Source organism: Micromonospora mangrovicola (assembly GCF_047200535.1).
In the GTDB taxonomy this organism is placed as follows: Bacteria; Actinomycetota; Actinomycetes; order Mycobacteriales; family Micromonosporaceae; genus Micromonospora.
Window position 1 is genome coordinate 55,590 of sequence record NZ_JBJZOG010000032.1, and the last position, 11,463, is coordinate 67,052.

Annotated in this window: 10 protein-coding genes; 4 read left to right on the forward strand and 6 right to left on the reverse strand. The window is 72.3% G+C overall.

From position 1 onward, the window contains the following. Positions 1 to 131 precede the first annotated feature (131 nt). Positions 132 to 1,121, reverse strand: coding sequence for an ArsR/SmtB family transcription factor (locus tag ACL02O_RS15555; RefSeq protein ID WP_412818774.1), 990 nt, complete (start codon positions 1,119 to 1,121; stop codon positions 132 to 134). A 73-nt stretch (positions 1,122 to 1,194) separates the two neighbouring features. Here ACL02O_RS15555 and ACL02O_RS15560 point away from each other — a divergent pair, with 73 nt between their 5' ends. Next, positions 1,195 to 2,472, forward strand: coding sequence for an MFS transporter (locus ACL02O_RS15560; RefSeq protein WP_412818775.1), 1,278 nt, complete (start codon positions 1,195 to 1,197; stop codon positions 2,470 to 2,472). A gap of 236 nt (positions 2,473 to 2,708) precedes the next feature. Then, positions 2,709 to 4,460 (forward strand): 2-isopropylmalate synthase, encoded by a 1,752-nt coding sequence (gene leuA, locus ACL02O_RS15565; RefSeq protein WP_412818776.1) that lies wholly within the window; start codon positions 2,709 to 2,711, stop codon positions 4,458 to 4,460. 40 nt (positions 4,461 to 4,500) lie between these two features. On the opposite strand, the gene ACL02O_RS15570 is transcribed toward leuA, so the two are convergent. Next, a complete protein-coding gene (locus tag ACL02O_RS15570; protein WP_412818777.1) occupies positions 4,501 to 5,979 on the reverse strand; it encodes an MFS transporter in 1,479 nt (492 codons plus the stop codon). Positions 5,980 to 6,094: 115 nt separating this feature from the next. Between ACL02O_RS15570 and ACL02O_RS15575 the strand changes: the two genes are divergently transcribed. Beyond that, the gene (locus ACL02O_RS15575) at positions 6,095 to 6,748 is read left to right on the forward strand and encodes an HNH endonuclease family protein (protein ID WP_412818778.1); all 654 of its coding nucleotides are present in this window, start codon (positions 6,095 to 6,097) and stop codon (positions 6,746 to 6,748) included. Next, positions 6,730 to 7,197, forward strand: a complete 468-nt coding sequence (locus tag ACL02O_RS15580) for a hypothetical protein (protein ID WP_412818779.1) — start codon at positions 6,730 to 6,732, stop codon at positions 7,195 to 7,197. Before ACL02O_RS15575 ends, ACL02O_RS15580 begins: the two co-directional genes overlap by 19 nt. 51 nt (positions 7,198 to 7,248) lie before the next feature. Here ACL02O_RS15580 and ACL02O_RS15585 read toward each other — a convergent pair whose 3' ends face one another. The 4 genes from ACL02O_RS15585 to ACL02O_RS15600 are packed head-to-tail and all read right to left on the reverse strand — an operon-like array spanning position 7,249 to position 11,432. Continuing rightward, positions 7,249 to 8,349, reverse strand: coding sequence for an ABC transporter ATP-binding protein (locus ACL02O_RS15585; RefSeq protein ID WP_412818780.1), 1,101 nt, complete (start codon positions 8,347 to 8,349; stop codon positions 7,249 to 7,251). Then, the gene (locus tag ACL02O_RS15590; RefSeq protein ID WP_412818781.1) at positions 8,346 to 9,332 is read right to left on the reverse strand and encodes an ABC transporter ATP-binding protein; all 987 of its coding nucleotides are present in this window, start codon (positions 9,330 to 9,332) and stop codon (positions 8,346 to 8,348) included. The genes ACL02O_RS15585 and ACL02O_RS15590 overlap by 4 nt, the downstream gene beginning before the upstream one ends. A 55-nt stretch (positions 9,333 to 9,387) precedes the next feature. Next, entirely contained in the window at positions 9,388 to 10,428 is a 1,041-nt protein-coding gene (locus ACL02O_RS15595) for an ABC transporter permease (protein ID WP_412818782.1), read from the reverse strand. Further along, positions 10,425 to 11,432: an ABC transporter permease gene (locus tag ACL02O_RS15600; RefSeq protein WP_412818783.1), complete on the reverse strand. Its 1,008-nt coding sequence runs from the start codon at positions 11,430 to 11,432 to the stop codon at positions 10,425 to 10,427. Before ACL02O_RS15600 ends, ACL02O_RS15595 begins: the two co-directional genes overlap by 4 nt. Positions 11,433 to 11,463: the final 31 nt, after the last annotated feature.

Sequence of the window (11,463 nt, forward strand, 5' to 3'; positions counted from 1 at the left end):
GACTCGGGGTGCGCCCATGCCGGTGGCTCCCGGCGTCAGGACAGCGCGGGTTGCCGCAACCCGGGCGGAGCCGGCCGGCGCGGGGACGGCCGGGCGGGCGAGACGGCCGCGCGGAGCGGGCGGCTGAGGGGTCAGGTGCCACGGGCGGCGCCGAGGAGGGCCATGCCGACCTCGGTGTTGCGGTAGAGGACGTGCCGGCCCTGGCGGGACCGGGCGACCAGGCCCGCGGCGTGCAGCGCGGACAGGTGCTGCGACACGTTCCCGCAGGACATCCCGGTACGTCGGGCCAGGTCGGTGGTGGTGGCCGCCGAATCCAGCAGGTGCAGCAGCGCGGCCCGACCGGAACCGACGACCCGGGCCAGCGAATCACCGGGCGCGGCGGCCACCGCCTCCCAGAGCGTGCCCACCGCGCGGACCGGGTACGTGCCGGCGGGCGGCGAGTCCTCCAGCAGGTTCCACAGCACCCGGCGGTCGGTGAAGACGCCCGGGTTGAGCGCCAGCCCGCGCCCGCCCAGGTCGAAGTCCCGCTCGAACGGATCGTCGCTGACCACCCGGTCGCCGAGCCAGCGCAGGCTCGGGTGGAGCTGGCCGAAGAGCCGGCCGGCGCCATTGTCGGCGAGCTGGGTCGCGCGGTGGGCGACGTCCGCCTCCAGCAGCGCACGCATCCGGGGCCAGTCCGGGGCGACGGCCTCGTCGTACCAGACCCGCACAGCGGTGACGAGCTGCGGCAGCAGCCCTCGCGGGTCGCCGAGCAGGGCCCGTCCGAACGGGCTCAGCGGCCGCTTCGGAGTGGTGGCGAGCAGGTCCCGGACCACCACCTCCGGCGGCGTGGCGGCGATCTGGTCGAGCTGCTCGGCCAGCTCCACGTCGGGCCGGGGCGCCGCCGGGGTGAGGAAGTCGGGCAGCCAGCAACGAGGGCGGGTCAGCTCCACCAGCGGCCGTACCCGGACGGCCACCTCCGGCCGGCGGAGCGTCACCCGGGCCCGGTCGACCCAGGGCAGGTGCACGGCGTGCCGGACGGGATCGTCCAGCGCCCACATGCTGGAGACCGTCTCCCACACCGGTGAGACGGTGAACCGCACCCCCGCGACATCGGCCGGCTCGAACCGCAACTCGGACACGCGCACCCCCGAGAATTCGCCTCAGCCTAAAAGGCTCGACAGGGCCGTGGGGGGCACGCTTGGCTCACCGGCCATGGGGGCCAGTGACGCCATCCGCACCGCCGTCCGGCACGTCGTACCGCCGGCCGGCCTGACCCGCGCCCTGGCCGTGCAGGCCATGGTGTACGCCGTCGGCCACGGTCTCTTCCAGGCCGGCAGCGCGGTCTTCTTCACCCGGGCGCTGGGGCTCAGCCCGGCCCAGGTGGGTCTCGGCCTCTCGCTGGCCGCCGGGGTGTCCCTGCTCGGCACCGTGCCACTGGGCGCCCTCACCGACCGGTACGGCTCGCAGGGGGTCTGGCTGGTCGGCCTGCTCGTCGAGGCGGCCCTCTTCGCGTCGTACCCGTTCGTGGGGGGCTTCGCCGGGTTCCTCGCCGTGGTGGCCGCGCTCGCCGTGGTGGACGCGGCGACCGGCGTGGCCCGGCAGGTCTACTCGATCAACGTGCTGCCGCCGGAGGAGCGGGTGACCGCGCTGGCGTACCAGCGCTCGTCGCTGAACGTCGGCTTCGGGCTGGGCGCGGTGATCAGCGGCGTGGTGCTGGCCCTCGACACCACCGCCGCCTACCGGGGAATGGTCTGGTTCAACGGAGCGATGCTGCTGGTCACCGCGGTCTTCGTCGGCCGGCTGCCCCGCGTGCTGCCCGGGCAGCCGGGGAGCACGCAGCGGGCCAGCCGGCTGGCGGTCTTCCGGGACCGGCCGTTCCTGGCGGTGGCGCTGCTGTCCGGGCTGCTCGGTTCGCACGGCACGCTCTATCTGGTGGTGCTGCCGCTCTGGATGCTCAGCCACACCGACGCGCCCCGCGCGCTGATCGCCGCGCTGGTGCTGCTGAACACGGTCCTCGCGGTGCTGCTCCAGGTCCGGGCCAGCCGGGGTGCCGACACCACCACCGGCGCCGCCCGGGCGCTGCGCGGCGGCGGCCTGCTGATCGCGCTCTTCTGCCTGGTCCTGCCGTTGTCGGCGGTGACCGACGGGGTGGTGACCGTCGGGGTGCTGGTGGCCGCGGCCGTGGTACTGACCCTCGCCGAACTGGTCCAGTCGGCGGGCATGTGGGGCATCACCAGCACCCTGCCGCCGGCCGCGCACCGCGGCGCGTACGTGGGCGCGTTCCGGCTCGGTGGCCAGTTGCAGTACCTGGTCGCCCCGGCGGGCCTGACCGCGCTTGGCGTCAGCACCGGTGGTTGGGGCTGGTTCCCGCTGGCGGCGCTCTTCGCCGTCGCCGCCCTGGCGGCGGTGCCGTTGGTGGAGTGGGCCGCGCGCCGCCCCCGGCTGGGCGAGGCGACCCCGGAACCCGAGCGGGTGACTCCGGTCCCATAGTCCGGACCTGCCTTCCCACGGCCCGTCCCACCACGTAGGGTGACCCTGTCATGTGGCGGGCGTACCTTCTCCTTGGCTGCCGCGACGAGGCCTGACCGGCCGGCACCTCGTCGCGGAGTTGAACCGCGCCGTCCAGCACATCCGAACTTCCCATCGGCACCCGGCACCGTCGCCGGGCATCTGCGCCGACACCTTCCGATCTGCTGACGCCACATGTTCCAAGGAGCACACCCGAGATGGCTCAACCCGTCACCGACGCTGAGACCGATCCGATCGCCCGGCAGCGCCCCAGCCGGATGCCGTTCCACCGTTACCTGCCGTACGACCAGCAGTTCCGGATCGACCTGCCGGAACGTGCCTGGCCGACCCGCCGGGTCGAGACCGCCCCACGCTGGTGCGCGGTGGACCTCCGCGACGGCAACCAGGCCCTGATCGACCCGATGTCCCCGGAGCGCAAGCGCCGGATGTTCCAGCTGCTCGTGCAGATGGGTTACAAGGAGATCGAGGTCGGTTTCCCGTCGGCCAGCCAGACCGACTTCGACTTCGTACGGCAGCTGATCGAGCAGGACCTGATCCCGGAGGACGTCACCATCCAGGTGCTGACCCAGTGCCGGGAGCACCTGATCGAACGGACCTTCGAGTCGCTGCGCGGCGCCCGCCGGGCCATCGTGCACTTCTACAACTCCACCTCGACCCTCCAGCGCCGGGTGGTCTTCGGCCTGGACCGGGACGGCATCACCGACATCGCCGCCCAGGGTGCCCGGCTCTGCCAGAAGTACGCGGAGATCCACACCCCGGACACCGACATCCACTACGAGTACTCGCCGGAGTCGTACACCGGCACCGAGCTGGAGTACGCGCTGGAGGTTTGCGCCAAGGTCATCGAGGTGGTCGACCCGACCCCGGACCGCGGGCTGATCGTCAACCTGCCGGCCACCGTCGAGATGGCCATGCCGAACGTGTACGCCGACTCGATCGAGTGGATGCACCGGCACCTGCCCCGCCGGGACAGCCTGGTGCTGAGCCTGCACCCGCACAACGACCGGGGCACCGGCGTGGCCGCCGCCGAGCTGGGCCTGCTGGCCGGCGCCGACCGGATCGAGGGCTGCCTGTTCGGCAACGGCGAGCGCACCGGCAACGTCGACCTGGTGACCCTGGGACTGAACCTCTTCTCCCAGGGCATCGACCCGATGATCGACTTCTCGAACATCGACGAGATCAAGCGGGCGGTCGAGTACTGCAACCAGCTCCCGGTGCACGAGCGGCACCCGTACGCGGGCGACCTGGTCTACACCGCCTTCTCCGGTTCGCACCAGGACGCGATCAACAAGGGCTTCGACGCCCTGCGCGCCGACGCCGCGGCGGCCGGGGTGCCGGTCGACGAGTTCACCTGGGCCGTGCCGTACCTGCCGATCGACCCGAAGGACCTGGGCCGCACCTACGAGGCGGTCATCCGGGTCAACTCGCAGTCCGGCAAGGGCGGCGTCGCGTACATCATGAAGACCGAACACCAGCTCGACCTGCCGCGCCGCCTCCAGATCGAGTTCTCCGGCGTGGTCCAGCAGGTCACCGACCACGACGGTGGCGAGGTCGAACCGGACGCCATGTGGGAGATCTTCGCCCGCAACTATCTGGTCGACCACCAGGTCGACCCGGCGGTCGCCCTGGCCGGCTACGCCATCGGCACCGCCGACGGCAAGGTCGAGATCGAGGCCCGGGTGGGCTACCGCGGCGAGGTCCGCCCGCTCGCCGCGGTCGGCAACGGCCCGATCGACGCGTACGTCAACGCGCTGCAGTCCCTGGGCGTCGCGGTACGGGTGCTCGACTACCACGAGCACGCGCTCTCCTCCGGTGGGGACGCGCAGGCCGCCGCGTACGTGGAGTGCGAGGTGGACGGCCGCACCGTCTGGGGCGTCGGGGTGGACGCCAACATCGTGACCGCCTCGATCAAGGCGGTCACCAGCGCGGTCAACCGCGCCCGCGGCTGAGTCGGACCGGAGGGGCCCCGCCGGTCCGGGCCCCTCCGGCTCACCGGTCGGGTGGGGTCGAGGCGGGCAGTGACGGGCAGGGCTGGGCGCCCGGCGCCTGCCGGGCCGGTCGGTGGATCAGCAGCCCGGCCATCGCCGCGCCGGCCAGCAGCAGCCCCGCGCACCAGAGCATCGCCCCCCGGAACGCGCCGGTCAGCGCCGCCTTCTGCTCGTACCCGGTCCCGGAGAGCCCGACCAGCAGCGGCAGCGCCGCCACCGCCAGCAAACCGCCGGCCCGGGAGGCGGCGTTGTTGAACCCGCTCGCCACCCCGGCGAACCGGTCGGCCACCGCCGCCAGCACCGAGGCGGTCAGCGGCGCCACCACCAGGGTCAGGCCCGCCCCGAACAGGACCACCCCGGGCAGCACGTCCGTCCAGTACGACGCGCCCGGCCCGACCCCGCGCAGCAGCAGCAGGCCGAGCGCGGCGAGCGCCGGGCCGACCGTGAGCGGCAGCCGGGGACCGATCCGGGCCGCCAGCGCACCGGCCCGGGCCGAGCCGACCAGCAGCAACAACGTCATCGGCACGGTCGCCAGGCCGGTGAGCAGCGCCGACCAGCCCACCACGTTCTGCAGATAGACGGCGAGGAAGAAGGTGAACCCGCCGAGCGCCGCGTAGACCACCACGGTGAAGACGTTCAGCACCGAGAAGAGCCGGCTGCTGAAGAGCCCGGTGGGAAGCATCGCAGCGTCCCCGCGCCGCCGCTCGACCAGCACGAAGACCACCACGGAGAGCACCCCGACCAGCACCGCCGCCAGCACCGTCAGGGAGCCGACGCCACGCGCCGGGGCGTCGATCAGGGCGTACGTGACACCGCCCAGGCCCAGCGCGCCGAGCAGCGCCCCCGTCACGTCGAACCGCCGCCCCGCTCCGGTACGCGAGGCTTCCACGTCCCGGCTCTCCGGCACCCAGCGCAGCGCGGCGAGCACCACGGCCACCGCCAGCGGCAGGTTGATGAAGAAGATCCACCGCCAGGAGAGCGTGTCGATCAGCCAGCCGCCGAGCAGCGGGCCGAGTGCGGTGGAGACGCCGGACAGCCCGGACCAGGTGCCGATCGCCCGCCCCCGGTCGTCCGGGTGGAAGCTGGCCTGGAGCACGGAGAGCGAGCCGGGGGTGAGCAACGCCCCGCCGGCACCCTGCAGGAAGCGGGCCGCGATCAGCCAGCCGGTGCCCTGGGACAGTCCGCAGAGCAGCGACGCCGCCGCGAACCAGACCACGCCGAGCAGGAAGATCCGCCGCCGGCCGAACCGGTCGCCGAGGGCCCCGCCCAGCAGCACGAACGCGGCGAGCATGAGCAGGTAACCGTTCACGGTCCACTGGAGACCGGCGACGGTTGCCCCCAGCTCCGCGCCGAGCCGGGGCAGCGCCACGTTGACCACCGTGCTGTCCAGGAAGACCATGCCGGAGGCGAGGATCGCGGCGAGCAGGGTGCCGCGACCGGCGGCGGTGCCGGTCCGGAGCGCGGGCGCGGGTGCGGTCATGGGAAAACACTCTGCCCCTACCTCCACTCCCGACGCCACGAATCACAGAAACCGCCGCGGGGTACTGTGCGGACTCGCCGAGAGCCCGCAAGCTGGAGAGGTGTCGTCTGTGCGTATGAAGTCTGGAGCCCGTGCCGGGTTGGCAACCGCACTCACCGCGCTGCTCGGCCTCGGCGCGACCGGTTGCGATCCGGCCCTCACCGAGCCGGACACGCCACCGAGCGCGGCGGGGAACGTCAACCAGCAGCTCGGCGAGCTGACCGTGGCGGCCGCCGGGTCGATGAAGGGCTACAGCCGGTCTCACTTTCCGCACTGGCGGGACACCGGCAAGAACTGCGACGTCCGGGACAGCGTGCTGCAGCGCGACGGGGAGAGCATCAAGCTCTCCGGCTGCAACGTGGTGGGCGGTCGCTGGGACAGCCCGTACGACGGACTGGTCCTGACCGATCCCGCCGACGTCGACATCGACCACGTGGTCCCGCTGGCCGCCGCCTGGCGGTCGGGGGCCGACGAGTGGGACGACTCGAAGCGGGGCGACTTCGCCAACGACCTCACCCGGCCGCAACTGGTGGCGGTTTCCGCCCGCTCCAACCGGGCAAAGGGTGACCAGGATCCGTCCCAGTGGAAGCCGCCGAACAAGTCGTACTGGTGCCAGTACGCCGCGGACTGGGTGACGGTCAAGCATCACTGGCGGCTGACGGTGACCACCGCCGAGAAGGCCGCCCTGACCGACATGTTGGAGGGCTGCACATGGGCGAGCAAGCCGTGACCGGGGCCGGCGGGACACCGACACCCCAGCAGACGCCGGCCGCCACCGGCGAGGCCGCGGCGGCGGCCACCGGCGGCGGGACCGCGACCGGCCCGACCTCGGCCGGGATGACGGCGGACGGTGCCCCGTCCGCCCCGGCCGACGTCTCCGGGGCGGGCATGTCCGCCGACACCACCCCGCCCGCCGCCCCGGCCGGCGGACCGCAGCAGCGGACCGCCGACATCACCGCCGGGCCCGGCGGGGTGATGACCGACGAGGTCGGCGTGGTGACCGGCGAGCTGACCCTGCGCACCGAGTGGGCCGACGGCCGGGTCACCCTGCGGGTGCAGTACAAGGACGCCGACGAGTGGTACGTGGTGACCGGCGGCCGGGCGCCGCTGGCCGACCCGTCCGGGCTGGACGCCGTGCACACGGTCGCGGTCGGCCTGCTCAACCGCCCCGAGGGCTGAGCCGCGCCGAGGCCCCCTTCCCCGGCCGGGGAAGGGGGCCTCGCGCCGTGCTCACTGGGTCGGGATCAGATCGTCGGCGCCGCCGGGCGCCGCCCCGTCGTCCGGCCGGACCAGTTCCGGCTCCACCTCGTGCGGCCGGATCCGGCCGGCCGCGATGTCCTCGGCGTAGTGGCAGGCCACCCGGTGGCCGCCGAGCACCTCGCGCAGCGCCGGCCGCTCCTCGGCGCAGCGGGTCGGCTGAGCCCACGGGCAGCGGGTGTGGAACCGGCAGCCCGCCGGCGGGTTCGTCGGCGAGGGCAGGTCGCCGGCGAGCAGGATCCGCTCGCGGCGGTCCTCCACCTGCGGGTCCGGCACCGGCACCGCCGACATCAGCGCCTTCGTGTACGGGTGCATCGGCTCCCGGTAGATGTCGTCGCTGGACGCCTCCTCCACGAGGCCACCCAGGTACATCACCCCGACCGTGTCCGCGATGTGCCGGACCACCGCCAGGTCATGCGCGATGATCAGGTACGTCAGGCCGTGCTCGTTCTGGATGTCCTCCATCAGGTTGAGCACCTGGGCCTGGATGGACACGTCCAGCGCGGAGACCGGCTCGTCGGCGACGATCAGGTCCGGGTCGAGCACCAGCGCCCGGGCGATGCCGATCCGCTGCCGCTGGCCGCCGGAGAACTCGTGCGGGTACTTGCTGAGCGCGGAGGCGGGCAGGCCCACCGCGGCCAGGGTGTCCCGCAGCTTCTTGGCGGTGGCCGCCTTGTCGCCGGCCAGGCCGTGCGCCTTGAGCCCTTCGACCAGCAGCGACTCCACGGACTGGCGGGGGTCGAGGCTGGACAGCGGGTCCTGGAAGATCATCTGCATCCGGCGGCGGGCCTTGCGCATCGACTCGCCCTTGAGCGAGCGGACGTCGGCGCCGTCGAAGACGATCTCACCGTCGGTCGGCTCGACCAGCCGCAGCAGGCCCCGGCCGAGCGTGGACTTGCCGCAGCCCGACTCGCCCACCAGCCCGTACGTCTCGCCCTTGTTGATCGACAGCGAAACGCCGTCGACGGCGTAGACGTAACCGATCGTGCGGTCGAAGAGCACACCGCTCTTGATCGGGAAGTGGACCTTGACGTCGCGCAGTTCGACCAGTGGTCCGGTCCGCTCCTCGGTCACGGAACCGCCACCTCCTCGCTCACAGGGTTGTTGCAGCGCAGGTCGCCGCCGGGCGCGGTGGGTTCGAGCGGAGGCGTGCCCTCCAGGCAGGAGTCCACCACGTTGTCGCAGCGGGGCGCGAACGCGCACCCCTCGACCCACGGGATGTTGTCGGCCACCGAGCCGCGGATGGCGTGCAGCCGCTCGCCGCGCGGCGAGTCCAGCCGCGGCACCGAACTGAGCAGCCCGTGGGTGTACGGGTGCCGCGGCCGGGCGAACAGCTCGTGCCGGGCGGCCCGCTCGACCACCTTGCCGCCGTAGAGCACGTTGACCGTGTCGCAGAGGCCGGCCACCACGCCCAGGTCGTGCGTGATCATGATCAGCGCGGTGCCGGTCTCGTCGACGAGCTGCTTGAGCAGGGTGAGGATCTGCGCCTGGATGGTCACGTCCAGCGCGGTGGTCGGCTCGTCCGCGATCAGCAGCCGCGGCTTGCAGGCCAGCGCGATGGCGATCAGCGCCCGCTGCCGCATGCCACCGGAGATCTGGTGCGGGTACTCCTTGAGCCGCCGGGTCGGGTCGGGGATGCCGACCGCGTCGAGCAGCTCCCGGGCCTCCTTCAGCGCCGCCTTGCGGTCCATGCCGCGGTGCCGCTCCAGCACCTCGGCCACCTGAACGCCGATCGGGACGACCGGGTTCAGGGAGCTGAGCGGGTCCTGGAAGATCATGCCGATGTCCCGGCCCCGCCGGTCCCGCATGTCCTCGGGGCGCAGCGCGAGCAGGTCGGTGCCGTCGAACATCACCTGGCCGGTGACCTTGTTGCCACGGCGGGGCAACAGGCCCATGATCGCCAGGCTGGTCACGCTCTTGCCGCAGCCGGACTCGCCGACCAGGCCGACGGTCTGCCCCGGCTCCACGCTGAAGCTGACCTTGTCGACCGCGGTGAACGGCCGCTCACCGCGACGCTGGAACACCACGCTCAGGTCGCGTACGTCGAGCAGGCTCATCGGGTCACTTCCTCTCGCCGGCACCAGCCGGCCGTGCTGTTGCCTCGCATCGCCGTCACCGCCGGTTCTTCGGGTCGATCGCCTCGCGCATGCCCTCACCCAGCAGGGTGAAGCCGAGCGCGACCACGATGATCGCGATGGCCGGGTAGTACGCCAGTTCGGGCCGGACCTCGAAGTAGCGAACGCCGTCGTTGCCGAGCATCAGGCCCCACTCGGCCCGGTTGATGTCCGGGTCGCCGAGACCGAGGAAGGAGAGCGAGGCCGCTTCCAGGATCGCGGTGGAGAGGGTGAGTGTGGCCTGCACGATCACGGCGGTCATCGCGTTCGGCAGCATGTGCCGCAGCACGATGGACCCCTGCTTCACGCCGAGCGCCCGGGCGGCCAGCACGTGGTCGCTCTCCCGCTGGGCGAGCATCGAGCCGCGCAGCAGCCGGGCGAAGATCGGCACGTTGACGATCGCCACCGCGAGGATGACCGTCCACTGGCTCGACCGGCTGGCCAGGGCCACCAGGCTGATCGCCAGCAGCAGGGCCGGCAGGGCGAGCATCACGTCGGTGAGGCGCATCAGGACGTTGTCGACCCAGCCGCCGAGCGCGCCGGAGAGCGCGCCGATCAGCACGCCGATGCCCAGGCCGATCAGGGTGGCGACCACACCGACGAAGAGCGTCTGCCGGCTGCCGTGGATCATCCGGGAGAGGAAGTCCCGGCCGAGCGGGTCGGATCCGAGGGGGAACTGGCTGCTGGCACCGGGGATGCTGTCGACGGTCAGGTTCTTGGTCAGCTCGTCGAAGCGCTGCGTCGGGTCGTGCGGCGCGAGCAGCGGCGCGAAGATCGCCACCAGCACGAACACGCCGACGATGACCGCGCCGACGATGGCCACCGGGTTGCGGCGCAGCCGGCGGAAGGCGTCCCGCAGCAGGCTCACGCCGCCCTTGTCGGCGCTGGCCTGGGCCAGCTCGTCGAGCCGGGCCCGCTTCCGCTCGCCGAGCCGGTCGATGCCGCGTGGGGTGACGCCCTCAGGCTTCTCCTCGACGGCGGACGGGTCGACGCCGTCGCGCTGGGCACCCACGTTGGGGCGGGTGATCGGATCACTCATCGCACACGCACCCTCGGGTCGATGAACGCGTAGGAGAGGTCGACCAGGAGGTTGACCACCACGAAGACCAGTGCGGCCAGCAGGATCAGCGCCTGGAGGACCGGGTAGTCACGGCCGCCGCTGATCGAGTCGGTGATCAGCGTCCCCAGGCCGCCCCAGTTGTAGACCTTCTCGGTGAGCACCGCGCCAGAGAGCAGCGCGCCGGTCTGCAGACCGATGGTGGTGACCACCGGCAGCAGGCCGTTGCGCAGGATGTGGCGGCCCCGGATGGTCTTGTGCCGCAGGCCCTTCGCCTCGGCGGTCCGGACGTAGTCCTCGTTGAGCACGTCGAGCACGCTGGCCCGGGTGATCCGGACGATCACCGCCAGCGGGATCGTGGCCAGGGTGAACGCCGGCAGGATCAGGTGCCACAACGCGTCGCCGGTGGCGTCGAACTCCCGGGTGAGCAGGCCGTCCAGGACGAAGAAGCCGGTCACGTCGGTGTTGTCGATGCCGGTGCTGATCCGCCCGGAGGGCGGGAACCAGTGGATGTTCTGGGTGAAGACGTCCTTGAGCAGGTAGCCCAAAAAGAAGATCGGGATCGAGATGCCGAGCAGGGTGCCGGCGATGCTCAGGTTGTCCAGCAGCCGGCCCCGGTGCCGGGCGGCGAGGTAGCCGAGCGGGATGCCGAGCCCGACGGCGATGATCATCGCGGCCAGGGCCAGCTCGATGGTGGCCGGGAAGGCGCGGCCGATCACCTCGGTGACCGGGTCGCCGGTCCGGATCGAGTTGCCGAAGTTGCCGCTCAGGACCCGCTGCATGAACTTGGCGTACTGGACGAGGACCGGCTGGTCGTAGCCGAGCGCCTTGATCAGCAGGGCGCGGCTCTGCGGGGTGGCCCGCTCACCGAGCAGCGCCTCGACCGGGCCGCCGGGCAGGTTCCGCAACCAGACGAAGATGAGCGCGGACAGCGCTATCAGTGTCACCACCAGCTGGAGCAGGCGGCGGACTATGACTCGCAACATCTCTCACACACCAGATTCTCGGTAACTGCGG

What these genes read in the sequence shown, in the direction of transcription:
- ACL02O_RS15560 (WP_412818775.1), top strand. Translation starts at nt 1,195, where the DNA reads ATGGGGGCCAGTGACGCCATCCGCACCGCCGTCCGGCACGTCGTACCG.
- leuA (WP_412818776.1), top strand. Translation starts at nt 2,709, where the DNA reads ATGGCTCAACCCGTCACCGACGCTGAGACCGATCCGATCGCCCGGCAG.
- ACL02O_RS15570 (WP_412818777.1), bottom strand. Translation starts at nt 5,979, where the DNA reads ATGACCGCACCCGCGCCCGCGCTCCGGACCGGCACCGCCGCCGGTCGC.
- ACL02O_RS15575 (WP_412818778.1), top strand. Translation starts at nt 6,095, where the DNA reads ATGAAGTCTGGAGCCCGTGCCGGGTTGGCAACCGCACTCACCGCGCTG.
- ACL02O_RS15580 (WP_412818779.1), top strand. Translation starts at nt 6,730, where the DNA reads ATGGGCGAGCAAGCCGTGACCGGGGCCGGCGGGACACCGACACCCCAG.
- ACL02O_RS15590 (WP_412818781.1), bottom strand. Translation starts at nt 9,332, where the DNA reads ATGAGCCTGCTCGACGTACGCGACCTGAGCGTGGTGTTCCAGCGTCGC.
- ACL02O_RS15595 (WP_412818782.1), bottom strand. Translation starts at nt 10,428, where the DNA reads ATGAGTGATCCGATCACCCGCCCCAACGTGGGTGCCCAGCGCGACGGC.
- ACL02O_RS15600 (WP_412818783.1), bottom strand. Translation starts at nt 11,432, where the DNA reads ATGTTGCGAGTCATAGTCCGCCGCCTGCTCCAGCTGGTGGTGACACTG.